The following is a 26,179-nucleotide window of genomic DNA, read 5'->3' on the forward strand; positions in this document are numbered from 1 at the left end:
CGTGAAAGAAACACAAAAAATGTTGAAATCCAATGAAAAATAACTATATTTGAACCGTCTAATCAGACGCACTTAGTGGTATACTTTTCAATTACTAAGTGGAGTACTTTTCAGTTATTATCTACAGTTATGGAATGAGCTAAAGCTATCTTTCTCATAAATTACCCAATAATCCATATGCTCCTTCTCTGGCTTTGGCTGTAAAGCTCTCGCAATATCACGCTCCATAGTATCTGTAATTTCACGCATTGCATATGTGCTCCTATCGAAATATCCTCCACTCATAGTTATTTTCCTCCTTATCAAATTAAATACTATCATATCGTTTATCCAACACTCCAGCAAACATATCCATCTCTCGCTTGGAAATTCCTAATCGTGTTGCCAATTCTCGCCATCCTTTTACAGTTTCAATCACTTCCGAAATAATCTTTTCTGCCGTTTTTCGGTTAAGCATATAATCTTCGCAAGCATCCAGCAAAATACTCAGCTCTGCTTTATTAGAGGTTGACGAAACAAGCAGACTTTGATACTCATTCAGAGTGGGGTTCATGTCGTATGCAGGAGATAGTGTCCAACCTTTTGCTGTCAAAAGAAAATCGTGATTACGGAAATGGTCATCGCTATTGCCAATGCAGATATTGAAAGCCACACGGCGATAAAGTTCCTCCAGATTGTTTTCCACATTCGTACAATTCTGGATTATGAAATCGACTATATCCAAATAACCGTGTCCTGTAGTTGCGTTGTCACCGTCATTGAGCCCCAATAAGGTCATGGCAGAAGCAAAATGAATCCGTTTCCCCTCTTGGGTTCTATCGAAGCGTTGCGAAAGTAAGGTGTGATATTTTTCTCCGGTAGCCAGCACTTTGGTTTTCGCAGCATTTATACCTGCTTTTGCAGCAAGAAGGTGACTGAAATGCTCCCAAAGTCCGGCATCATAATCATCCTTGCGAGAAGGGAACTTGGCTATATAAAGCGTTTTATCCGTGTCTATCACACTGGCTTTAGGTCTTGCACCTCCCAATGAAGAACCCGGCTGCACAAGTTGAGCAACCCATTTCTTGTCAGGAAGAACATTCCCCTCTTCGCTTTTCTCAATTTCCGCACTGGCTGCAATCAGCTCCCTTATATCAGTCAGAGGTGGAATTTTCAACGACTCACTTACATTTATAAATCCTCCGTCTTTTGACTCCTTGAAACGGAAAGCACCCATTCGAGAAAAGTCATCGATACCAGTCAAAAAGTCGAAAGAAGACCGTCTCCGCACCGGTCGCTTCTCTTCCATCGCAGCAATCTGCTCACGTCGCAACAACAGCGTTCGACCCCAACGATCCGGCAGGGCATCCGAGAAACATCCGAATATATCTTTCTCCGGTTGCGTATATTGCTGTCCCGGATAATTATTCAGGTCATCACTTAGGAACAAATCGCCGTGTTTCTTCAGCCATTCATCGTTGAATGTAAAACAATAGCTGTCCGAACCACGAAGAGATTCATAGCCTAACTCGCCAACGAATTCTGTTTCCTTTAGCCAATCAAAATCGGCATAAACATATAGCGTCTTCATCGTTTACTCCTTTTTTGAGGCACGTTCCCTTGTCTTCAAACTCAAATCCTGCAAGGCTTTTCCCAATTTGTCTTCTTTGGCTATCCACAGAATATCATCGTCAAGCTGTAAAGCATACAGCACACGTAAATAGATTCCGATTGCTACTGTCGGTGCGCCTTTCTCTATTCGGGACACAGTCAATGGAGAGCAGGTGGCACGTTCAGCCACTTGAGCCACACTAAAATTCCTGCGCAAGCGAGCCAGTTTAATCTGTTCTCCTACAACCAACATCTTCTGCTCCAATTTTCGGGGCAACTTGGTTCCCATTGTATTTTTAGTCATAATCAACCTATCATATAATATGCAAAGATAATGTTTTTTGTTTATTTAATGATGTATTATAGGTAAAAATCGCAAGATTAAAAGACATGGCTATATTAATACTGACCTTCTTACCTCCAAAATTATTGTAAAGATCGTTTTAAAGAAGCCGACTTCTACCTTTGTCTATGATTATTTGCAAGATAAAAGCCAGCCTCCTCAATTTAAGTATCAAGCGATGGGCTTCACCAATTCTTCATCCTGCCATTCCGCAATAGAAACAATCGCATTGTATTGTTCCAAAGTCAAATCCGATTCACCATCGTCTGAACATTCATATTCCCACGGCAATTCGTAAACAGAACCTTCTTCCTGATACCCCATATAGTTATGGTACGAATTATGAATCAACCGCACATAATCTTCTTCACGCAGAATCCTCAGGAGTTTTTCGGCATCCCGAATCAGCAGTGATACTCCAGCCTCATATAAAGCAGTAGCAACCTCAATGGCCAGCTCGACATTTGCCGAATAGCTATTAGAAATAACTATCACCCATCCTTGCTGCGACACCTTCGATGCAATGACATTCAGGCGTGAAAGTCCCAACTCGCCATAGTGGTCTGTTGTAAACTGGATAAAATCCTTTGGACTATCAATATCGTACAGCTTATCTACATCTACGAACTTCACTCGTTTGTAGTAGGTTACATCTCGCAGTTCTTCCGGAATATTCGGCTGTTCTTCGTATATACGGTTTCCAACACCTCGTTTCCGGTAGTATGCCTCATAAGCCTCGTTAGCGATGCGATAATACGTGCAATATTGCCGAATGGTCATAGTCTTCAGATGAGATGCGTAATGTTCCTTCACTGAATCCTCCAAAGCCTTTATCGCTGTTTCCCGATCTTCCACCTCAATCTTGAACTTCGGTGCTATCCGGTTGAGTTCCTTTCGTACAATCCGCCCAGTTCGTTGCTGGTACGGCAGATTGTGCGCCACATAGTCGTTGAATCCATCAGGATTTGCAACAATAACATCAACCAGCCTCTGCAAATAGTCGAAAAGTCGGGCAAGGGAATCCTGATACCATGCGTTATCTGATTCTCCGTCGGCACAAGAGGAGCGATTCGTTATGACGAAATGCGTATGTTTTCGGTTTGTAATGCGAATCGACCGGAACTCTGCATATCTATAAGAGGCAATATGAAACCACTGCGTTTCCGTTGGATTGAATGCGAGCCAGTCCGCAAGGAACGCTTCCTTGCTTTGATACTCTCCCGAAGCAATCAGTTCCTCGACATCACCCCATTCCTCTGGAGTAAGTCGCGGCATCTCAATGTAAGAGCCACGGTATTCATCATCCCCCATTATGGCAAGTCGCTCGAACTGAGGCTGAATTTCAGCCAAACGTTCCAACATATCGCCACTAACGGTGATTTCACAATGGCGCATTTCACCCATTGTTTCTATATGTGAAGCGTTCAAGCCAACCTCCTTCGCCAAATCGACAAAGAGTTTTCTATCTATTATTCTTTCATTCATTGCTTTATGCTCATTAAGGTTCAACATATTTTTCCGGATCAAATCCATTCACAAGGTGCTCATTCGCAAAAATATATCCCATCTGGTTACAGATTACTTTGGTGCTACCAATCTCTGTGTCAATATTGGTATGCGAATGTCCATAAATCCAAGCACCTATCCGACTGTTGGCAATCCAATCACTATATTCGTTGGCAAATGCACTGTTCAGTACGGAGTTCTTGTGTTGCGGTGCAACCACTTCAAGAGTCGGCAAATGATGAGTAACCGCCACAATATGATTCGCCGTGCTCTCTTCGACACTTTTCCGGATAAAATCTATGCAGGTATCATGCATCCGATTGAACTCCTCCACCTGTAGCAATTTTCCGTCAAACTTAATTTGACGGAAGTCGTTCATGCCTTTCCACACGAAATACTCGTCATTCGGGTTAATCCGTGACCATAGCGTACTCAGGACAAAATCGGTATCATCAATGCGGACTACCTGATTCTGATAGTACCCTACATTCTTCCGGAACATCCACCTCCATTGCAGTCCTCGTTCCATCACGTCCGAATAATTATAGTATTCGTGATTGCCGGGAACAATCAGAACCTGCCTGTAATTATCCGAAGCCCATTTCCAGAATCTCATCAAAGGAGCCATCCTATCACTAAGATAGAATATATCTCCAGCCAAAACCAACACATCACCGGTAACAGGCAATTCATTCTGCTTTAAATATCTGCTGTTCTCCCCGAACTCCAGATGTAAATCGCTCATATATTGTATCTTCATTACTCTGCCATTTTTGATTGTTCAACCTGTCTTTCAATAATTGTCTTCACTTGTGCAAATGAAACCGGCATAAAGTTGTTGTTATCAACATCTACGTCATATTGTGTCGGATAGAGGTACTGAAGCCGTGTGGCATCAATCCCAGTGTTATTCTTCCTCGTATATACATGACCGAACAGTTGCCATACATCTTTATAGCCGCCATCAAAGCACAGAAACGGATAGTGATTCAAATATATCTTCTGTTTATCCACTTCTATATGCATCTGCATAGCCACATGCTCAAATCTATCGACATAACCCTGCCTCAAGTTCTTCAAATCATGGTTACCGAGAATCAGATATATCTTGCCATTCAATCTATCAAGTATTTTGGTCCATTCAGCGGAACCGCCAAGACAAAAATCACCCAAGTGAAACACAATATCATTTAAGCCAACTGTACTATTCCAATTGGAGATGATAGTCTCATTCATCATTTCCACATCCTTAAAAGGTCTGTTGCAGAAACGAATGACATTTCCGTGATAAAAGTGGGTATCAGATGTAAAGAATACCTTGCTACCTTCAAATTTATAATTCATTTCTTCTCAATTTATGTGCATCACTGCACGTTAATAATCTGTTTGTCAATCACCCATCAGACGGAAATGACAGAAAAGCATCGTAAGGTAACTGTCACAAATGGGTATAAAAACAAAATAGTTGGAAAGTTCGGTAAAGACTCTCCAACTATTCAGTTTATATTTTCAATCAAGGGTAGAATAAACTACACCATGCTATGTTCTTCGTTGGAAAGTATTTATAATACAAGGTTCAATGCCAAAGACATGAACACACGACATAGATTCAGGGCGTTTGTTACCCCAAATTGTGACTTTCGATAATATGTTCATTCTATTTCTCTGCATTGTTAGTTTTTATATCGTTTCAGAATTGGTGCAAAATTAGCAATTAAATTCAATATCACATATTACTTTCTGAAAAAATACACGTAACTTCTTTGCCTATATGCTGCACATAATAAAAACCGAACCCATGCAATTAATGCACAGATTCAGTTCCTTATCATTTAGCTCATTCCATTGATTCCCGAATAATCCGCCTAGTCTCTTCCTTATACTCCTTGCGATCATATTCAAATCCCCTGCACATCCAACAGCTACACGGAGTACCTGTAGTTTTGTAAACTTGCGCCCATTTTTCTTTTGCTAATTCAAACCAATGAGGATGTTCATAATAGCTTCCATCCTCTCTAATGATGCAATGACCATAAGCGGCATAAAGAATCATGCGAGCCTTAAACACACGAGCCATTTGTTGGCGTCTCCAAAATTTGTTTCTTTTGTCCATCGTCTCTTTCTATTAAAGTTAGGATGAACAACGATGTTACTTTGGTGAGACTTAATATATCCATAGAATTTTATACTTTTAAATGTTATTCAACTTGATGCATCTTTTCTTATCACAAGGATGGTACAAATATTCGATATTATATTCGGTATGAGTGTGGATACTGTTTGAAAACTGCACCAAACTTTATTTTACGCTACCGTACATTCAATGATATTTTACAACTATGAGGAGCCTATTTCCCTGGAAATTCATAGATTTCTATCAACTTATTTACCAAGTCAGTGGTACGAACCTTGATATCCTCAATCGTCCATACATCTTTAGTAGCTATCTCACGATTTATTTCAAGCCCGTTTTTATAACCTATAAAGCGTTTGCCGTCCTTACTCTTTCGGTCGCGCTTTTCTTCAAACGACTTGTTGCCAAGTGTGCTATTATAACCCGTAATGGTAAGGTTTCCAATCTTGTGGGTGTATTCCTCCAGATACTTTTGGGCTAAATTCTTATCGCCATCAGCAATCATATCTATCCAACATTGTGGAATATTTTCCCCTTCGGGGAAGATATGTTCAATAGTCCATACGAACACTTTTTTATCAGTGCGCATCCATAAATCAGTCCATGTCTCCTGTGTCATGGCAGACTCTGCGAGTTTACAAAGTATGTAGCGCGTTGCACCTACATTGTCTTTATATATATCGCCCTCCAGACTGCGGCGGAATTGTTCATCTGAAGCACAATTGGCAGGTGTACTCAGTATGTCTACAATCAGTGCCATTATATCATTTCCAACAGAGTTTGACTCTTCTATTTTACTGATAATATCCATAAAAATCCGCGTCAAATCACGTGTATTCGGATAGTCCGTGATATTTCTGCGAACAAAATACTTGGCAAGTAATCTGGTGAACTGGTTGATTTGATTCTCCGTAATAGCAAGTTTTTTCTTATTCCTCATCAAGTACATGAGAAGAAGGTAAGAAGGTGCGCCTTGGATATGGTCGAGGTCTTCCAGAGCTTTACGATAGGTTGTTTCCGTGGAATCTTGTAGAATGAGCCAAGAATAAATTTGTCCACAACTCAAAATATCATCAAGAAAAGATGGCAGATCTTTATTGATAAGGTTCTCGAATATATTTAGCAAATTAGAGCGAGTGGCCACGACACCCAATGGGTCTTTCTTGCGGTCGTTATCACTTTGAAAAGGCTCATTCAAACGATGTTTGAAGGCATTATAATAGTGCCGAAAAAAACGTTCCTGTATCCCATAGTCATCGGATAGATTGCCGAGCAACATCTGCCAACGGTTGAAGCAGTCATCAATAGTCAGATTGTTACTTTCCGCCCGTGCCATAATAAGGTTCTTCATTAAATCAATCGCAGTCAATGGTGTTCCTCGGTTGTTCAGTGATTCGAACAACACGTATGCGTCTGAATGAGTAGAAACCTCTATCTTAACCAGCATAGCTTGCTTCACTTTATTATACTTGCCCAACAAGAAATTGACTACATTATCTCCATCCATATCCTCCATCTCTTTATCGAGACGCTTTAAAAAATAGGTGTAGCAACGAGCTATCTTTCTCATAGGGTAATAAGCGTGCTTTGGTGCAGTAGCTTTTCGCAAGCCCACCTCGTTTAATAGGTAATCATAGTCATCCTTATTGAAGTTCTGCACCTGTGGCACCAGTTTCATTTCGTTCGGAGAGTTTTTGCTTTTCAGCGACTTCCTTAATGACGGTAGCACGTCGCCATCATCCTCACTCAAATAGTCTGCATGTTCCTTCAAGCGAGTGTAAATAGCAGTTAGGAATAGGCTTATGGTGGTCAGTCGCTGCTGACCATCTATCACCTCCAAATAAGGATTGATGGCATCTCCTAAAGGAATACATATGATAGATCCTATGAAATATTCATCGTTGTTTTCACTGATGTCATCGTAAAGAGCTTCCCATTCACGATAACTCCACGTGTATTCACGTTGATACTTTGGAATGGTATAGTAGAAATTACCATCCGATGAAAGAATCTCGTAGATATGATATTTATTAACGCTTTGTATCATGATGCTATACTTTATTTTATCTCAATAGTGATTGTATATATTGAAATTTTTCATTCATGTTTAATTTTTCTATTACTCATTCTTCCTCGAATCCTTCTGATGCATTTGCTATCAGTGCCTTCCCTATCTCCAATTGTAGGTATTTCGGAAGACGAAGCAATTTTGCCATAAGATGGCTATAAGTGAAGTCTACTTTAGTGTCTAGTATTGGTTCTTCTTCAATGCTCGTATCAATATTCTCAACGGTTTCAGAATCCTCTATAAAATCGGAAAAGTCCGGCTTCTCTATCCAATTTTCTATCATACCGTCAGGCTTGATTCTTAAACGGATATAATCCCCACAATCATCCGCCTCCGGAATTAAGCCATTGGGTACATAATCGGCAATTTTACATATTACCTTTTTGTCTTTGTCAAGCAAGAAATAGGTTCCGCGATCACATACCTTGGCTTGAAGATATAAAGTTCCATATTCCGGTTTCCAATCAAGAAGTTTATGAGTTTTTAAGTCAATTACGCCAGACCACATCCCTTTAGAAACCAAAGGATACTTGTTTTCATATAGCTCACCAAGCCAATCAGCTGTATAGCTACACATTTCCTCATTATATGGGAAGTATATCACCAGATAGTGAGCCACCTCATTCAAATTCTGTTCTTTGATTCCAACTAATATCTGTTTTGCCATAATCACAATTTTTAAATCGTAGTCAATAGACTCACATCAACATCAGGAATGATAACGTCCGCAAGTTTGTCTTCGATAAGGAATCCCATATATAGCGGAATGGTGAGTATATCCCCCTCACGTCCTACATTATATTGACCCAACTTGATTGCATTCTTGATATGATACACATCCTGGTTTCTAAGAATTGTTGTCATACTTTTTGCCTTACCTGTCTTAGCCTTGACTTCAAGGATAACGCATTCGCCTTTGAACCTTACCAAGAAGTCCAGTTCAAGCCCACTGTCCTTATGGAAATAGTATAGCTTCTGTCTGGACTTGCACAGGAAATCCTCCATGAGGTTCTCAAAGATGGCTCCCTTGTATCCAAGAAGATTGCCCTTTAAAATATCTGCCTGAGTACCATAGTCGAGCATTGCCACAAGGACACCTATGTCGGTAGTGTACACTTTGAAACAATCTTTGATGGAATTGCCCTCTAACGGCAGCTCCGTAATCTGCGTGTTATAGCACCTACGGACTATTCCGGCATCCTCCAGCCATTGAATGCTACCGATGTATTGAGAAGACCTTCCGCCCTTTTTGACTATGGAATACTGGAATTTCTTGTTCTCCTTGGCTAATTGCTTCGGAATGGATTCAAAACATTCACGGATATTAGGTTTGTCTGCATCATCTGCATATTTAACCATATCCTCTTCGTATTCGGCAATAAGATTACGTTGCTTCTTATATATGAGTTCGATATTCTTGGTTTCAAGGAAGCAATTCACTACTTCCGGCAAACCTCCGACAATGACATATCTGTACAACATTTTCATCATTGCCTTGTGAATCCCATCAGGAACAGCCTTTTCTTTCTCAAAGCATGACTTCACAGAATCAATAACCGCCTCACCGATTCCGTTTGCCCATAAAAATTCCTCAAAATCCAATGGGTACATATCAATCACGGTTTCATATCCGACAGGGACAGAATCTTGTCCTACATCCTTTTTCTTGCTTTGACCATAACCTTTCACTCCTAAAAGAGAAGCTGTGGCAATAACATCAAAGCGTCCGTCTATATGGAATGACTTCAAGGCTGTCCTTGCTTCCTTGCATTCTTGAATCTCGTCAAGGATAATACAAGTTTTCCCTTCAATGAAACGACTGCCTTGAATCAGAGCTGAGAGGTTGAGAATTATGGTATCGACATCTATATTGCCAGTAAAGGCAGACTTCCTGTCAGGTTCAAGAATGAAGTTCATATAGACCACATTTTCATAATTCTCCCTTGCGAATTTCTGAACAATGTATGTCTTTCAACACTTGCGGATACTTTTTATCACAAGGGGCTTTCTGCCCTCAGTCTGTTTCCAATTGGCTAAATATGTCTCTATTTTTCTCTTAAGCATGGCACAATCTTATTTTCTTTTCTGCAAAATTACACTTTTTCGAGCGAATAAACCAAGATTGAAGATATTTTTTCAAATGAATAAATCGAATTCTCCACACTTTTTCAAACGAATCATCCCCATTACACGACATTTTTTCAAGCGAATCACAATATAAATTGTACCAACTTTACTTTAACCTCGTATTTATATATACGTGTATTAAAATAAGCCTAACAGAGGGAGAAAAAGAGATGGCTTCGCCAAGACTAAGCCGAACCATATCTGTAGACTTTCTCTTTTGGCTCCAAAAAATCCAAAGTCCTACCCAAAAGAAAAGTAAAGTAAAGTAAGATTCGCTCCTTATCAAGCCATAAAAAACCAACCAAAAAATCCGTTGAAGAATCCGTGAACCCATCTCTTATTTTGCAGCCTGAACCAGCGAAATTATCCCCGATATGCCTTATCTTTGCGAAGCAGAGGTTTCGGGGCGAAAGAGAGCGATTTTCCCATTTTCCCTCTGTTTTGAGATAGGCAACGAAGAAAAGTGTTAAATCTTCGATTTTTGACGAAAAAACAAGTAATTTTTTGAGCAGTCTATCTTTTAAGCCATAAACTACTGATAATCAACTAGCATAATATGCTGCGTCGTAAAATGAGTATTTTTACGCAATGCAAATATAATCAATGGCTTTGAGTTATACTATAACTTTACGATGCTCGCAAGAAAGAAAAAGAGTATCTGGGGTTTTACCTCAACCCTAACGAGGATGGGAAGCCTGAAAAAACAAAAGAATCGCCCGAGAATCAGCAATCCTCACTCATCAGGCAGACAATCATCAAAAACGCCGAATGGAATTTCTAAATTCTCACTTCATATCTTTGAGCCTATTTCTACGTTGATGGTAATCTGCCAAATAGGTTTTCTTGGTGCTGGGTAATAGGAATGAGGCTTCTATAAGTTGTTCGATTAGTGGATATTGAGTAGTGAATTGAGTTATTATCTCAACCACCCGTTTTTCATTGATTCCGATACGCTTTCCAAACTCTTTGAAAGATCGCCCATTCGCCTTACCGTTAAACTTCAAGAATTCCGATTTATCTCCCTCGCGAAACAAACCGCGGCTCAAAGCGAAATCACTATCATCAATATGCAGGTGCGTATTCAACAAGTCATAAGCCGGAGCCAATCGAAAATCACCTCTTGAAGTTTCGAGCACAGAGAAATTCTTCAAATGAGCATCGCCGTTTGAAAATAAAAAGTTGAAAAGTATAACTTTAAAATACTTCTCAATTTCAATACGCCAAGCAGGGATATATCGCTGTATTAGCTCGGCCAGTTCTTCGTAGCTGTATTCATACTTATAGTTACTTCCACCGTTTGTGGGCATCAAACCAGCCAACGAAGAAAAGTCTTCTTTGCGCAGCTTTACGCCTCCTACTCCAACATCAAAGCGTTTTGTGATATAAGCTGACTCACCGGTTTGGAAAAAACACAATCCATTGGCAGCCGTCTCAATTCCGTAAACCTGTGAAGCAATTTGCATCGTCAGATTTTCGTTCGCGGGAATCTCCTTCACTCGTCGCAAACGGCTGAGTGGGATCGGCTTTAAGATATGTGTACTTTGCTCTCCCTTTTGCGACAGACGTATCTTGCCTTTTTCAACAAGGCAAACCTCCTTATCTTGTACTCCTGAAATTGAGATATGTTCTATATTCTCTATAAACTTCTCATTATCCTCTTCGTTCTTCTCCGGAGAATCATAAGGAAGGATATGCGATACCTTTTTGCCTGCAAAAAGATTTCTTAGGGCAACAGGAGAATAGGTTTCATATCCTTCCGCAAGAGTTGACGGGCAATGTGTTAGTTTCATAAATCAATCGGTTTTAGTGTTACTGCTCCTATTGTGTCGTGTGATGTGGTGGCAAGAAGAAGTCCGAAATAGTCTTTCTCATCAATTTTCAACAATCGGCATTGGGCCTCTTTGTTTGCTCCTTCAGATAGTAAACTAAAGAAGAACGGAAATAGATAATCGCTCGTAAACTTTATCTCCGTTTTGGGCAATGTCAAGCTCACCTCCGGCATCAAGGTGTTGGCAAAATATTCCGATTCATACTCAAACGAATAACTCCCATTGTCGTTCTCGGTTAGAGTTCCGGCTTCAATACCCTTCATATAGACTTTTGCACTTCGCATCGCTTATCGTTTTAGTTGTTTGACACCCACAGTAATTTCCAGTCCCAGCACATCTAATATCTTTCCCAGTACCTCAATGGTTGGGTTTGCTTGTCCACGCTCAATTTTGTATAGCGTATTAATACTGATACCTGCAATATCTGCCAAGTCGGGCTGCGTAATCATAAGTTCTTTTCTACGGAGACGTATCTGTTCGCCAATAGAGACCCGTAATGAGTTTATCTGATTATCCATATTCACACTATATTGTGATTTATACTGCAAAGATAGTGTGTTTTTCTAAAAATAACGATTAAATCACATTTTATTATGATTTTAAAGATACCATGATACTATAAGGCGACAAGTAGGACTATAATCACATTATAATGTGATATACCTGATAATATAAAAATAATGCGTATATTTGCCTCAGCAAACCATTTGTAACCCCAATGCGGTAACACCCACCAAATCAACCCTCTAAAATTGATTGGAGACTTCCGCAAAAGGGCTGAAAAACCGCGGTACAACACGTATATCGAAAACTCTGAGAACCAACACTGAATTTCCCGGTACTTTCAATATAATTGTAAAAATGAACTTTGTACCGTTTAAAAGAGCAAAACGCTAACGCTCAATAGTGTAAATATGCTGCATCGAGAGGAAAAAGATTTAGATTTATAGACATATACTTACTTGATGAAGAAAGATTTTAGCGGTTATAAGAGCGTCGTAACCACATTTGTCAGATTTAAACCGTAAAAAAGTAGGGGGTTATTGTATAATATTGTTTTGTTAACAATAAAGCACATTCTTTGCAAATAGCTGTAAATTCAAGTACTTCATAGTGGATAAAGGGCTTTTCGCCATGAAGTGCGCGGTTTTTTACCACGAAGACGGTCGCCATCGCCGTGAACTGCCGGGACCATGTGCCACGAAGACGGTCGTCATGGCAACAAAGACGGTCATCGCCACGATGAAGACGGTCGTCATGCCGGTAAAAAGGCAAATTTCTTTTGGGATATTCAGGCCTGCGGTAAGATTCGTTTGCTACAGACAACTCTCCGGGAGTTTAGTTTTTCCACAATGTCAGGATTTTCTGCTTTTCGGTAACAAAGGAACTTTGTTTTTCGACTTCCTGCCGTACTTGTTTTACAGGCTGATTATTAATTCCAATCTGAAGAAGGAAAACGTCAAACATGGATCATCCGGAATTACATCTCAAATAGAAAAACGTCCTAATAAGGGTTATTGTATTTTAGCACGGTCTTCCTGTGGAACGTGTAAAATGAATGACGAATCGAATTATTGTCCTATCTTTGTGCCGTCAATAAACAGGGATACTTATGAATTGGTTACAAGAGGCTTTTTTAGAGCCTACGATGGTTCAGGCAGTTATCATTATCTCGCTGGTCTCAGCACTCGGATTGTATTTGGGACGGATCAAGATATTCGGTATATCACTGGGTATAACATTCGTATTCTTTGCCGGCATCTTAGCGGGGCATTTAGGAATCGTCGTGAATAAGGATATGCTTTATTTTGCGCAAAGTTTCGGCCTGATCCTTTTCGTCTATGCACTGGGGTTGCAGGTAGGTCCCGGTTTTTTCTCTTCGTTGAAGAAGGGAGGCGTAGAAATGAATATGATGGGGGTGGGCGTTATCCTGCTCGGACTGATAATGACGGTCGGACTGCACTGGACAACAGGAGTTTCCCTTTCCAATATGGTCGGTTTGCTTTGCGGGGCCGTCACCAACACGCCTGCTTTGGGAGCTGCCCAACAGGCTCTATTGCAGATAGACCCGGCCAATACCAAAGGGGTGACGGACATGGCTTTGGCGTGCGCTGTCGCTTATCCGCTCGGTGTGGTGGGCGTGATCTTAGCGATTATTGTCCTAAGGGCCTTGTTTGCCGACAAGAAACAGGCGGACCGGAATGAACAACGCGATACGACTACCTACGTCGCCGAGTTTCACGTCAGTAATCCGGGTATTTATGAGAAGAGTATCAAGGACGTAATGAAGCTGACGGAAAAACATTTCGTCATTTCACGCGTGTGGAGGAACGGAAAGGTGAGCATCCCGACTTCGGATACCTTACTGCACGAGCATGACCATCTTTTGATTATCTCCGTCAAATCGGATGTCGAAAATATCAAAGTCCTCTTCGGCGAACAGGAGAATGTAGACTGGAACAAGGAGGATATCGATTGGAACGCTATCGACAGCCAATTGATTTCGCGCCGCATCGCGGTGACCCGCAACCGGGTGAACGGTGTGAAACTGGGTTCCCTCCGCCTCCGCAATCTCTACGGCATCAATATCACACGCGTGAACCGTGCCGGCATAGATCTGCTGGCCTCTCCCGACCTGCGCCTGCAAATCGGCGACCGGCTGACAATCGTGGGAGAAGCGAATGCGGTGAACACGGTCGGAAAGATTTTAGGAGACGAGATCAAACGGCTCAATAATCCGAACCTCCTGGCGGTCTTTATCGGTATCTCGCTGGGGATGCTGTTGGGGGCGTTGCCGGTCACGCTACCGGGGATGAGTACGCCGGTCAAGTTGGGGATCGCCGGAGGGCCGATCATCGTCGGGATCCTGATGGGCGCATTCGGCCCGCGTTTCCACCTGACAACCTACACGACAATGAGCGCCAACCTGATGCTCCGCCAATTGGGAATTATCATTTACTTAGCAGGATTGGGAATCGATTCGGGGGCGCATTTCTTCGAGACGGTTTTCCGTGCCGAGGGATTGCTCTGGATCGGGCTTGGATTCCTGCTGACGATCGTACCGGTGCTAATCGTCGGTTTCACGGCTTCGCGATTCTTCAAGCTCGACTATGCACACAATGTGGGGATGCTTTGCGGGAGCATGGCAAACCCGATGGCTTTGAACTATGCCAACACGACTGTCGAAGGTGACGAGCCTTCCGTTTCATACGCCACCGTCTATCCTCTTTCGATGTTTATCCGCGTGATTTCGGCACAGTTGGTGCTGATGCTGTTCACCTGATCAGGCTTTGGAGCATCTGACCAGTACCTTTTCGCTATCTGCCAAGGTGGTTGCAAAGAGGTAGACGGAGCCACCGTCAGCGATCTTCGTCCGCTTGCGCAGTTCTTCGACTGAGAGAGGGAAATTGCGTACGGTCATATTCGCTTGAGGGATTGTTTTTGAAAGTCCTTTACAGAGTTTTCCTGTAAAAGGCAATACTTCGTCTACCCGGAACCTGCGGCCTGGAAAATCGGAGACGAATCGATCCGATGTATATAAATGACTGCTCGCCTGCAGCTTCTCGACTCCCGTCCGGAGGGCTATCTGCTTGAATGCGCCGGCTTTTAGAACCGAAGCATTCGGTTCATATAAATAAGCGCCGACCTGACCGGCCGGAACCAATACAGCGTTGCGTTCCTCTTCCAATGTAAAAAAGAAAGATTGCATTCCGTCCGGTCCGAAATTGATGCACCGGATCGACGGTTCCGCACCATGCGCCCCGCGCTCCATCACGAAAAGCAGTTCCTTGCATTCGTTCCTGACGGAAAGGACATGTACGGATGTCGTCCCCGGCAACAGGTCCAAAGTCATTTGTATATCCGCCATCGGCGAGAGTTTTGCGATGACGCGCGGAGAGCGTTTCAGGAGTTCCGGCAGGAGTCCGGGCAAATCCGGTTCGCAATCCTGCAAGGCAAAAACCCGCTTGTTTGATTCTCCCCGGCGAGCCGGGTCGATATAAAAGGCATCGACCACCGGAAGGGTATCGACTGATTGGGCGGCATCGGCATTCACGACCGTTATGTTGTTGGCTTCCAAGATGGAAAAATTGTGTTTCGCTGCTTCACAATAAACCGGGAAACGTTCTATGTAAGTCAAATGTTTCGCCTTGCGGGAAAGGAAATAGCTATCGATTCCCAGACCTCCCGTCAAGTCGCAGATTGTCCAGCTTTCACCGATCAGTTCCTGCTTATAGGCAGCCGTCTGTTCGGAAGAACATTGTTCCGCCGCAATTTTAGCCGGAAAAACTAACTGTCTGTTCTCATACCATGATGGCAATTTCTCCCGGATCTGCCTCCGGGCGGCGATCTGATCGACCAAAAAAGGGATATCCATTCCGGGATACTTGGCGGCGGAAAGTAGCAGGCGGGCCAGATCGTCGGCGGCATGTTCCTTAATAAACTGTATCTCTGAGGTTGTTAAAAGCATATAGACGACAACTATAAGATTAAAAGACCATACGAATAAGAATATGATGATTTAAAGATACCATTTACTTTCCAATTAGCAAATCTTTCGGCAAAGCAAACAGACGGTGGCAGGGCGCTTTTCCACTATTCTCCGTATAACACAGTATTGGTAATCCATGCAAAAACATTGGCTATCAGCTTGGAAGCATCATTATTAATTATTCCCGAAGTATTGTTTATCCGATTATTATTTGTACTTTCGAGATTTGATGAAGTGCTACCCAAATCTAAATCTCCTATATAGACGATCCGCCTCGAATAGTCTACTCCCAACACGATGCCGCCAGCCTTTCCGATGAGGATCGGCGTGATTCCTTTTGCCGACTCTGTGTTCAAAAGTATTTCACCGTGATAGGCATCGTAGTTTCGGAATGAGAAATCCGATGCAATCGGAGTGTACGTACCGGTTGTAAAAGGGCCTGTGGCAGTGAAATAGTTATTGTCCGCACTTGAAGGGGCTAAGGAAAACTCTTTATTATTGGTGACCAGATACTGTATATTGCTACTTCCGCCTAATAATTCATTTACCAGATATTTGCTTACATCCGCCGCATCATAGGAAGCGATCAGGACACGGTTTTTCCTTGCTTTTAACCAATTATGCACCTTCAACGCGTCTTCATTACCAAACGAGCCATTAGACATATAATGAACATAGATGACATCAAATGCTGCAAAAAGAGCGTCTGTCAATTTATTGTTGTTCACATTCGTCCGTATCAGATTATAACCAGCGCATTCGACGGTCCCGTTCGGTCCAAAATTATCCGGATTGTCCAAAATCCCTCTCAAACCGTCTGAACGACTTTCCGGATTGACAGAAGCGATGATGTTTGAACCCAGATTGCCCAAGCCGGCATTAAACGTAAGAAGATTGATCACTCGGTAAGCCGCTACGTCATACTTTTGCTTTATGACGATTGCAACTTTCCACCGGTTGGCGGTAATGACAAAGTTCTGGATACGGCCGTCATGGCCCGACGGATTATTTTGCAGCGCCTTGATGATCAGTTGACTGCCATCCGGGTTCTTCTCCACGGTAAAATAGTCATTCGCCAATGACTGGCTTTCGGGGCCTGACGGCATGCCGTCTGTATCCGCCCACTGCAATGTGTAGTCGGGCAGGTCGGTGGACACATTGATTGTGCTTTTGGAACCGGCTTTGTTCTTCAGCATGATTTCGCGGGTGGAAACACCGAAATGATGTTCGCCGTCAAAAGACATATCGATCGTGTTGTCATCCCATTGCTGCACTTCCGCCACGATATGGGCGGACCGGTTGTTCGCCGCATCGTCCGGGTTATCCCAGCCGGGTGCGGAAATTTTCTTTACATTAAATATATATTTATGGTTGCGCAAGATTTGCCCGAAAGAGTTTGTCAGGTTATCAGGATCAAAATCCATGCGGTAATAACTCATCTTGGCACTTCCGCCATAGTAACCGCCAACAACGATGCAGGTCGCACCGCTTATCCGGTCGCTCTCGGCCGGCGAATTTGCCTCAGGCAAATAAAGCCGTGCGGAAAATTCATTCGAATCTTCCTCTGCCACAGGATACATCGGGCTGTTTACATTTGCCGCACTTCCGCCGGGAACACTTGGCATCGTTACTTTCATGTTGCCTGCTTCATCGGGAATGACTTGCAGGGAATGATTGGCACGATAGGCTTTTACTCCCGCCAGTTTGAAATTTGCGACTTCGGTGGCCATGACATCCACACGGGCGATGGAACGCAACATCTTTATTCCGGTAATTTCCTGCTTTCCGGTAGCCGGTAGTCCGGATGGGAACTCATATTCACCGTACATCGGGAAGTTGGAGACCAAATTATCAAACTCGAGGTTCACCTTCTTTTTCACAGCCTCCTTGCTATCGCCCGGCGATAGCTCATTTGAAACGACGGCTTCGTTGGCATTTGCCAGAATGAGCAATTCGACAGGCGAGCGAGTCGATTCCAGAAGGGCTGCGAATGTAGTTTGAGACGGGTTGCTGCTAATGGATATGCCGGGTACCCGATATCGATATTTCCGGTCTTCGAATACCAATACCTGGATTTCACTGATCAAGGATTCATGGGCGGGTTGGCCGATCGCAGCTTTCGTCCCGGAATAAAGGGCAGAAGAGGGAACGGTTATGACTAATCTCATTGTTACGCCATCTACGCCATTTCCGGCCGGTATTTCTGTTTCGTCGTTGCAAGACAGGAGTAAGAGGGAAACTATCAAGATGGATATGAACTGTCTCATGATGTATTTTTCAGATAGAACACGAATCGTCTTACATTTGTTTCATGAATGCGAACGAACTGTTTTTTAATAGATTCCATTTTTCAAAAAAATATAACTATTTGATCCGGAAAGTTGTTATGTAGGACAACCCTGTCAAATCAGACGAAATAAAAAATCAATATAAATATTCACTTAAAAAATAAACGTATGAAAACAAGAAATTTGTGTATAATACTATTTGCGGCATTAGCTGTCACGGCATGCAGTAAAGATAACGAACTTCCGAAAGGATCTACCGATGACCCGAATGCCGGTGCGCCGGATGCCTATGCCTCTATCGCTATCACGATTCCCCACACGACTATGACGAAGGCCGCTTCGAGCCGTGCCGTAGATCCGGGAACTCCGAATGAAAACAAGGTCAAGACCTTGCATGTTTTTATTTATGATGCCGATTCCCCAAATACTCCGACAGTTGCCGAATTTACAGTAGACGACGGCTCTCTTGCCCCAAAATCTTCCGGCAGCTCCACATGGGTGACAAACAAACCCATCAAAACCAAGAAAGCCGATAAATATATTTTTGCCGCCGTGAACTTAAATACGGATATGGCAAACTATATCACAGCAAACGGATTTGGGGCATTCAGCTATCATGAATTTGCCCAGGAAATCTCGCAACTGGCAGACCAAGCAAATGGCTTCGTCATGTTCAACGCGAATTACCCGGAAAATACACCCGCCGCAAACTTGTACGACAATGAGAGTCTTGCGCAGGCAAACCACATGTCCATTCCCGTTTCCCGCGTCGTGGCAAAAGCAGCGGTATTCAGAGCGAACGATTTCAAAGTCAACGGGGGAGGCAATATGGAAGATATAAAATTCGGTTGGAGAAACCTGAATAAAAAGTTCTATTTCATACAGGATGGAAGGGATGAGTTTATCAAAGACTATAACTGGTCAAGTTTTTCCGCATCGGATTTCAACAGGGGAGCGGATGCCATAAATACTTATAATTCGACCGATGTCCCGATCTCTTTTTCTTATGCGCCGGAAAACTCATTCCAATACGGCTTAGGCCAATCAGAAGTAAACGGAGCCACTTTTATCAGCGTCAGCGGGGTGTTTACACCTGATAAAGTGATATCGACTTCTAATTCGTCTCCTTCAGGGTCAGGAGACTTTACAATCATCGATAATCCTAATAACCCCGACAAAACGTTCTATGTAGTCAGAACGGCCGACGGCATCGCTAACTATTTCGTAAACGGTACCATAGCGCAACAATATGCTGATCTTTGCATAAACGGTACTCCCGGAATGCCTTCCTATAGCGACGGGACGTATATTTTGGATAAAAACACGTTTACAAACGGAATCTGTTACTTCCATATTTTCGTCAATGCCAATGCCGCCTCTCCGCAAGCTCCTTATAATGTCTATCGGAATCAGTATTTCAAGGTAAACATCCATAGCATTCAGGCTCCGGGTAATCCTTCAGACAATTTCGATACGGGAGAGGCGATCAAACCTGATACATGGATAAGTACAGACATAGAAATAAATCCGTGGGAGGTCTATGAAGAAGATTATGATCTGTAGTTTGCCATCTATAAATGCTTGAAATTCTCCTGTAAAATGAAAACCTGCCTAAAATGGATAATATTAATCGCGTGGCCGTTCATAACGACGAATTGTATAAAAGAAGGTTTGCCTGAATGCACCCCGGATGATACAGGCATTGTCCTTAAATTCCGGTATTCAACCGGTACGGATACAAAAAGTAACGGAAACGGAGTCGACCGGTTGTCTGTATTCATTTTTGATGATAAAGGTCTCTTTATTTCACAAGTAAACGACTCCCTGATATGGATCGATGATAATTACGAATTGGAACTTCCTTATAAACAAGGGAGTTACCAATTTGTGACATGGGCAGGTTATGACGAGACGACATATGGGACAACAACATGCATACCGGGCAAAACACAGATGGAAGATTTTTTCTTATTCTTGAAACGTGATACGGATCACCGAATTACCAATCAACCCAAGTTGCTCTATCATGGGATGCACAAGACGCTCACATTGGATGAACACAAAAAAACGATTACCTGGATAAACCTAAAACAGATAACCAACCATATCCGTGTCATTGTCTACTTGGATAAGTCCGGATCCCATAACGTCCATATTGAAGATAACAACGGTAAATACGGATACTCGTCTTTGTTTGCCGATGACGACCGGATTACTTATACGCCTGTTTATGTGAAACAGGCAAAGGAGAACGATACGTTAACCGCCGACTTCAATGTAATGAAACTTGATAAAAACCGGATGCCGCGCCTCCTGATCCTGGATGAGGCAAATACAGTCCGTTACAATGGGAACCTTATCGGAGAACTGCTTGGAAAGAATCCCGGAATCGATTTAGAAAATGAACATGACTTTACGATTGAAATATCATTCGATGGTTATAGTCCGATCAACATAAAAATTAACGGGTGGGAAATAAAAGAGAGCGACGAGATGTAATGATCCCTGTTCTCTGCGGAAGGACAGGGTACTGAGCCCAAATGCCTAACCACATATAAACCAGTATTTTGTTTTCCAAAATTTCAAATAGGTAACGAAACAGTAACGATTTTTGCAGGGCTGTTTGTCTCCCTGTCTCACAGATTCAAAGATACAACACATTTTTGCATTACGCAAATGTCTGAATATAAATGTTTCAGCTTATCCGATACAAACAAAAAAATGAGGCGAGGTATTTAACTTTTGAGCCATACAACAAAATGATTTCTTTTGAAAAGAGTTACCTTTGCAAAAGAAATCATAATAAAGAAATGACAGACAGAATTAATACCCTACGTTATGCGGACATCTTTTTTGCGATGTATTTTGACGGAGGAATGAGCTGCACGCACCGAAATCATTCACACGTGTTAGTCTATATTTATTCCGGTGAAATGGTAATTGAAGAAAAAGGTAAAAATACCAAACTGCATAGAGGCGATTGTGCCTTTATTCGCAAGGATTTTAGCGTCCGCATGACAAAGCAAGCGTGGAATGGAGAGCAGTTCAAGGCTATTTTTCTAATGTTTACACCGAAGTTCTTACGTAACTTCTACAACAAGTTAGAGACAAATTCAATCCCCAAGGATGCCAAAAGGGAGAAAGTAAGCCTCTATAAGTTGCCGTTTAACCGTCCCGATATTACAAGCCTGTTCGAATCAATGACACCTTATTTCGATTCGGATATCCAGCCGACAGAAGAGTTATTGCACCTGAAAATGGTCGAGGGAATGTATGTGCTACTCAATACGAACAAAAATCTGTACGCATCGGTTTTCGATTTTACCGACCCATGGAAAATTGATATTCTGAATTTCTTGGAAAATAATTATATGAATGATATATCAATGGAAGAAATAGCCAATTATACGGGACGCAGCCTTTCCACATTCAAACGGGATTTCAAAAAATGCAGTCCTCTTTCCCCACGTGAATGGCTAATATGTCGTCGCCTCGAAGCCGCCCACGAATTAATACAAAAAGGCGAACGCAAGGTGTCGGAGATTTGCTTTGAGGTCGGTTTCAAGAATCTCTCGCACTTTTCGAAGATTTATAAAGAAAAATACGGTATTCCTCCTACAAGGAATCTGCAACATGAAATGAGTCTCGCATAGATTGCGGGACTTTTTTATTCATGGACTTCCCAACAAAGCACTTTGAACCACACAACAAAGCCATAATATCATAGACCTCTTACCTTTGCATCAGAAAACAATTAGAACTTATAACAAATAAAATTAGATAATTATGGCAGAAACAAAAACAATGGAAGAAAAAGTGGCTTTGGTGACTGGTGCAGGAATGGGAATCGGTCTTGCTTGTGCGGAAGCGTTTGCCCGTGCAGGTTATATTACCGTTTTGTCAGATATTAACGACCCGAAAGTACAGGCGGAAAGATTGATTGCTAAAGGGTATAAAGCGACAGCTTATCGTCTTAATGTGTCCGACACACAGGCGGTGAAAGAAATGATTGATTGGATTATGTCAACTTATGGGCGTTTGGATGCGGCTCTTAACAATGCCGGAATACAAACTCCGCAACGCCCTATGGCAGAGATTACCGATGACGAGTTCGACCGCACAGTGGCTGTAGACCTGAAAGGAGTATGGAATTGTATGCGTTATGAAATTCTTTTGATGCTAAAACAAGGAAGCGGAACTATCGTCAATACCGCATCAGCAGGAGGAGTGGTCGGCTTTCCGGGACAAGCAGCCTATATAGCCTGCAAACACGCTGTTCTCGGATTGACAAAAACAGCCTCAATTGATTATGCGGCAAAAGGTATTCGCATCAATGCCATATGTCCGGGAGTTATTCAAACTGCAATGGTAGATGAGTTAATAAGCCGCAATCCCCAGTTAGAAAGTGCCTTTACAAAGGATATTCCGAGCGGACGTTTGGGCAAGCCAGAAGAAATCGCCGATGCCGTACTGTGGTTGTGCAGTCCGCAAGCAACTTATATGAACGGGCATGGTTTAATTGTAGATGGAGGTATCACTATTAAATAAAGAACAACATGAAAGATATTTTTGAAAAAGATTTGTCAGGCGAAATGGTTTCGCCCAACGAACCGGGTTACGAGGCGTTGATTGCCGACATCTTCGCAACCATCAAGACTGCGACAGAGATGAATACGGGTTATCGCACTTCCAAAGAAGTCCACGACTATATGGAACGGATTCTTGGCAAACCACTTGAAGAGAGTACAACAGTACTACCGCCGCTCTATATTGATTATGGCAAGCCGATTACTATCGGAAAGGGATGCTTCATTCAGCAGTGCTGCACTTTTTTCGGTCGTGGCGGTATTACAATCGGCAACGATGTATTCATCGGTCCGAAAGTCAATCTGATAACAATCAACCACGACCTGAATCCGGAAAACCGCAGTGCAACCTATGGTCGTCCGATAGTCATAGAAGATAAGGCATGGATTGGTATCAACTCAACAATTCTGCCGGGAGTACATATCGGTTACGGTGCGATTGTCGGAGCAGGTAGTGTTGTAACCAAAGATGTGCCGGCTATGACGGTTGTAGCAGGTAATCCCGCTCGGTTTATTAAGGAAATTGAAGTCAAATAAATTAAAAAAACAACAGTTGAAATTACAAGAACGGAGATTATGAGCGTGATGGTGGTGTCATAGACCCCGTACCCAACGATGCTCCACTTTTCGTGCGTCAGTATCACGACTACTATAAGACGAAACGGGGCTATCACCGCCGTTCACCTAATTCCAACGAGGGGATTAACAAAACGGCAACATTGTCGTTCGTCAATATGCCGATTCTCACGTATATAGACGAAATCCGCAGTGCCGTACTGTTGATACATGGCGAAAAGGCACATTCCCGTTATTTCAGCGAGGATGCCTTTAAGAAACTGAAAGGCGACAACAAAGAACTGTTGATTATTCCTAATGCGAACCACACGGATTTATATGATAATCTGACCATAATTCCTTTCGACAAGATAGAGATATTTTTCAAAAACGCTTTTAGGTAAAATAATCTCACAGTAAGTCTTAGTAGCCCATTTATCTATTTGACTTTTGGGCTATTGTTTATATAACGGTAGGGAATAGGTAACGATTTAGTAACGAAACTATGTCTTTTCAAGTCCTTTTGTTGTCTTGGGAACAAGACTTATAGGCAATAAAAAAACCACAAATCACTGATTTGTAGTTTTTTGCCCGCTTACTATCCTGTTTTGTCCAGTAGGTTCAGCGGAAAGACAGGTTTATGAACCTACTCCCCAATATCCTTGAAATTCAATTTCTTATCATCATGTCAAAGCCTTAGGGGGTACAACTTAGGTTACAAGAATAACGCTTTTCTGTCACCTTTTGGCTGTTCGTTGTCTGCCTAAAACTACGGTTCAAAGATACGGCTTTCTTTTGATATATGCAAATCATTGAAAATAAATCTTATGCGGTTAGTGCAAGGTGCAAGCTATATATAAAGATATATACTTGCACCTTGCACTAAAAACTATCTTGTAATAAACAAGATACTACTAAAATAAGTACCTTTGTAAAATGATTCAAGAGAAGTTCAAATTTTACAAGCCATGTAAGTTGCTGCAACCTTATATAAGATATTATTGGGTATTCAAGAGCAATCGACAGCTGGATGCTTTTACTTATCCTATCGGTTGCCCTCAAATCATTTTCCATAAACAAGCACCGTTATATATCCCTGAACTGAATGTTACACAAGACAAACTGACTATCAGCGGACAAGTTAATTTCTCGTCACACCTATATGCAGACGGAAATATAGAAATGATAGTGGTTGTATTCCACCCTCACGCTATGAGTATGTTTCTGAACATGCCGACTTCACTCTTTTATAATCAAGAAGTGTCCGGTTACAGCCTTGAAAACAAGAGTTTGAATGAACTGGCTACACGAATATTCGACTGTGAGAATAATTCTATTTGCATAAGCTATATAGAAAAATGGCTGGTGTCACAAATTGCCGATAATTTAGCTAATACCACATCCCAAATTAAAAGAATAGATGCCGCCATACAGCGAATATATATCACTCCGCAAATCTCTGTAAACGAATTATCTTCCATTGCCTGCCTAAGTAAAAAACAGTTTGAGCGGTTGTTTCATTCATTTGTAGGCATCAATCCCAAAGAATATACCCGTATCGTCCGCTTCCAAAAGGCTTTGGCGCAGATGCAGCATCAAGCGGGCAAAGAAATCAATCAGGCACAAATAGCATACGCCAGCGGTTATGCCGACCAGTCGCACTTTATCCGGGAATTTAAGAAATTCTGCGGATATACGCCCATGTCTTTGCTGAAAATATCAAATCCATATTCCGATTTGTTCACCAATCCCGTATAAATGTCCCGTTTGTTCTATCCGGGGTCAAACGCTTCTCCTACTTTTGCTACCTGATTCATTAAATGAAAATAGCATTAAGTATGAAAGAAGTAAATCCCCAAGAAACCAGCCGGGCATACGCCTTTGAAATGTGGATGAACGCACCTATGCCAATGGTGACGTTCTTTAAGACACTCAACGTGTCACGCCTTGTGAAAATCAGCCGGAAATCGGGCATGAAGTTTAACATGTTGATGTGCTGGTGCATCGGCAAAGCCGCAAGGAACGTGAAAGAATTTTATCTGCTGCCCGTTGGCGGTAAACTGATGCAGTACGATACCATTGCAGTAAACACCATTGTCGCTAACAGAGAGGGCGAGGTAAGTTCGTGTGATATTCCTTTCTGCGATGATTTATCTGTGTTTAATCAACACTATCTGCGACTTACCAAACAAGTGGCTGAAAGTTGCGTCAATCACGACTTGACGGAAAGCATGGTTATCGGAACTTCCGCATTGGCACAATATGAAATAGACGGTGCTGTCGGGATGTATAGCGGCATTTTTAATAATCCGTTCCTTATTTGGGGCAAATACAAACGCCGACTGCTGAAAACGACACTTACCGTTTCTTTCCAGTTCCACCACACGCAAATGGACGGGGCGCACGCTTCTCGCTTTTTGGACGAGGTTCAGAAAGAAATTGATAATCTGAGAATATAAGTTCAGGGAAAAACGCTATCTTTGCAGAACTAACAGAAAAAGAAATAGTTGTTCAACAATATGAAATGGCAGTTGTGCATATAGCTACGCCCAACGAATAGCACTTCCAGTTATTGCTATTCAGCAATAGACAGGCTTATGTTTTAGGTTTGCCTGTTATTGTTTTGTCATTATCCCTAACATGAAATTATTAAAAGGTTGTACT

At 42.2% G+C, this 26,179-nt stretch carries 23 protein-coding genes and 1 pseudogene; 9 read left to right on the forward strand and 15 right to left on the reverse strand.

Annotation, left to right across the window (positions count from 1 at the left end; all coding sequences use genetic code 11):
- Positions 1 to 307 precede the first annotated feature (307 nt).
- From ACW6QF_RS16455 to ACW6QF_RS16515, 13 genes are all read right to left on the reverse strand, one after another.
- Positions 308 to 1,570: a type II toxin-antitoxin system HipA family toxin gene (locus tag ACW6QF_RS16455; RefSeq protein ID WP_456088603.1), complete on the reverse strand. Its 1,263-nt coding sequence runs from the start codon at positions 1,568 to 1,570 to the stop codon at positions 308 to 310.
- Positions 1,571 to 1,573: 3 nt separating this feature from the next.
- Entirely contained in the window at positions 1,574 to 1,894 is a 321-nt protein-coding gene (locus tag ACW6QF_RS16460; RefSeq protein ID WP_456088604.1) for a helix-turn-helix domain-containing protein, read from the reverse strand.
- A gap of 210 nt (positions 1,895 to 2,104) precedes the next feature.
- Positions 2,105 to 3,418, reverse strand: coding sequence for a hypothetical protein (locus tag ACW6QF_RS16465; protein WP_456088634.1), 1,314 nt, complete (start codon positions 3,416 to 3,418; stop codon positions 2,105 to 2,107).
- Between the two features lie 13 nt (positions 3,419 to 3,431).
- On the reverse strand, positions 3,432 to 4,199 hold the full coding sequence (locus ACW6QF_RS16470; protein WP_456088605.1) for a metallophosphoesterase: 768 nt from the start codon (positions 4,197 to 4,199) through the stop codon (positions 3,432 to 3,434).
- Complete coding sequence (locus ACW6QF_RS16475; RefSeq protein ID WP_456088606.1) at positions 4,199 to 4,783, reverse strand: metallophosphoesterase; 585 nt, start codon at positions 4,781 to 4,783, stop codon at positions 4,199 to 4,201. The genes ACW6QF_RS16470 and ACW6QF_RS16475 overlap by 1 nt, the downstream gene beginning before the upstream one ends.
- A gap of 493 nt (positions 4,784 to 5,276) precedes the next feature.
- Positions 5,277 to 5,552: a hypothetical protein gene (locus tag ACW6QF_RS16480; RefSeq protein ID WP_373100743.1), complete on the reverse strand. Its 276-nt coding sequence runs from the start codon at positions 5,550 to 5,552 to the stop codon at positions 5,277 to 5,279.
- Positions 5,553 to 5,787: 235 nt separating this feature from the next.
- The gene (locus ACW6QF_RS16485) at positions 5,788 to 7,620 is read right to left on the reverse strand and encodes a DUF262 domain-containing protein (protein WP_456088607.1); all 1,833 of its coding nucleotides are present in this window, start codon (positions 7,618 to 7,620) and stop codon (positions 5,788 to 5,790) included.
- A gap of 76 nt (positions 7,621 to 7,696) precedes the next feature.
- Entirely contained in the window at positions 7,697 to 8,308 is a 612-nt protein-coding gene (locus ACW6QF_RS16490; RefSeq protein WP_456088608.1) for a hypothetical protein, read from the reverse strand.
- Between the two features lie 11 nt (positions 8,309 to 8,319).
- On the reverse strand, positions 8,320 to 9,603 hold the full coding sequence (locus ACW6QF_RS16495) for an ATP-binding protein (RefSeq protein ID WP_456088635.1): 1,284 nt from the start codon (positions 9,601 to 9,603) through the stop codon (positions 8,320 to 8,322).
- A gap of 950 nt (positions 9,604 to 10,553) precedes the next feature.
- Positions 10,554 to 11,558, reverse strand: coding sequence for a type II toxin-antitoxin system HipA family toxin (locus ACW6QF_RS16500; protein ID WP_456088609.1), 1,005 nt, complete (start codon positions 11,556 to 11,558; stop codon positions 10,554 to 10,556).
- On the reverse strand, positions 11,555 to 11,881 hold the full coding sequence (locus tag ACW6QF_RS16505) for a HipA N-terminal domain-containing protein (RefSeq protein WP_225665740.1): 327 nt from the start codon (positions 11,879 to 11,881) through the stop codon (positions 11,555 to 11,557). Before ACW6QF_RS16505 ends, ACW6QF_RS16500 begins: the two co-directional genes overlap by 4 nt.
- A gap of 3 nt (positions 11,882 to 11,884) precedes the next feature.
- Positions 11,885 to 12,115, reverse strand: coding sequence for a helix-turn-helix domain-containing protein (locus ACW6QF_RS16510; RefSeq protein WP_456088610.1), 231 nt, complete (start codon positions 12,113 to 12,115; stop codon positions 11,885 to 11,887).
- A gap of 499 nt (positions 12,116 to 12,614) precedes the next feature.
- Positions 12,615 to 12,923, reverse strand: coding sequence for a hypothetical protein (locus tag ACW6QF_RS16515; protein WP_456088611.1), 309 nt, complete (start codon positions 12,921 to 12,923; stop codon positions 12,615 to 12,617).
- 286 nt (positions 12,924 to 13,209) lie between these two features.
- On the opposite strand from ACW6QF_RS16515, the gene ACW6QF_RS16520 reads away from it, so the two are divergent.
- Complete coding sequence (locus ACW6QF_RS16520; RefSeq protein ID WP_456088612.1) at positions 13,210 to 14,880, forward strand: putative transporter; 1,671 nt, start codon at positions 13,210 to 13,212, stop codon at positions 14,878 to 14,880.
- Here the strand turns inward: ACW6QF_RS16520 and ACW6QF_RS16525 are convergent, their stop codons facing one another.
- Both ACW6QF_RS16525 and ACW6QF_RS16530 read right to left on the reverse strand, forming a co-directional pair.
- Positions 14,881 to 16,065, reverse strand: a complete 1,185-nt coding sequence (locus ACW6QF_RS16525; RefSeq protein ID WP_456088613.1) for a class I SAM-dependent methyltransferase — start codon at positions 16,063 to 16,065, stop codon at positions 14,881 to 14,883.
- 125 nt (positions 16,066 to 16,190) lie between these two features.
- Complete coding sequence (locus ACW6QF_RS16530; protein ID WP_456088614.1) at positions 16,191 to 18,353, reverse strand: hypothetical protein; 2,163 nt, start codon at positions 18,351 to 18,353, stop codon at positions 16,191 to 16,193.
- Between the two features lie 189 nt (positions 18,354 to 18,542).
- Here ACW6QF_RS16530 and ACW6QF_RS16535 point away from each other — a divergent pair, with 189 nt between their 5' ends.
- From ACW6QF_RS16535 to ACW6QF_RS16570, 8 genes and pseudogenes are all read left to right on the forward strand, one after another.
- Entirely contained in the window at positions 18,543 to 19,937 is a 1,395-nt protein-coding gene (locus ACW6QF_RS16535; RefSeq protein WP_456088615.1) for an Mfa1 family fimbria major subunit, read from the forward strand.
- Positions 19,938 to 19,973: 36 nt separating this feature from the next.
- Positions 19,974 to 20,873, forward strand: coding sequence for a FimB/Mfa2 family fimbrial subunit (locus ACW6QF_RS16540; protein ID WP_456088616.1), 900 nt, complete (start codon positions 19,974 to 19,976; stop codon positions 20,871 to 20,873).
- A gap of 311 nt (positions 20,874 to 21,184) precedes the next feature.
- Positions 21,185 to 22,027: an AraC family transcriptional regulator gene (locus ACW6QF_RS16545; protein WP_456088636.1), complete on the forward strand. Its 843-nt coding sequence runs from the start codon at positions 21,185 to 21,187 to the stop codon at positions 22,025 to 22,027.
- 133 nt (positions 22,028 to 22,160) lie between these two features.
- Positions 22,161 to 22,922, forward strand: coding sequence for an SDR family NAD(P)-dependent oxidoreductase (locus ACW6QF_RS16550; RefSeq protein WP_456088617.1), 762 nt, complete (start codon positions 22,161 to 22,163; stop codon positions 22,920 to 22,922).
- 8 nt (positions 22,923 to 22,930) lie between these two features.
- The gene (locus ACW6QF_RS16555) at positions 22,931 to 23,497 is read left to right on the forward strand and encodes a DapH/DapD/GlmU-related protein (protein WP_456088618.1); all 567 of its coding nucleotides are present in this window, start codon (positions 22,931 to 22,933) and stop codon (positions 23,495 to 23,497) included.
- Between the two features lie 38 nt (positions 23,498 to 23,535).
- Positions 23,536 to 23,919: pseudogene (locus tag ACW6QF_RS16560) on the forward strand (alpha/beta hydrolase); the annotation flags it as partial.
- Positions 23,920 to 24,451: 532 nt separating this feature from the next.
- A complete protein-coding gene (locus ACW6QF_RS16565; RefSeq protein ID WP_456088619.1) occupies positions 24,452 to 25,273 on the forward strand; it encodes a DUF6597 domain-containing transcriptional factor in 822 nt (273 codons plus the stop codon).
- Positions 25,274 to 25,353: 80 nt separating this feature from the next.
- Entirely contained in the window at positions 25,354 to 25,974 is a 621-nt protein-coding gene (locus tag ACW6QF_RS16570; protein WP_456088620.1) for a CatA-like O-acetyltransferase, family 2, read from the forward strand.
- The last annotated feature ends 205 nt before the right edge of the window (positions 25,975 to 26,179 follow it).

The sequence above is a fragment of the Parabacteroides sp. genome, from assembly GCF_977054455.1.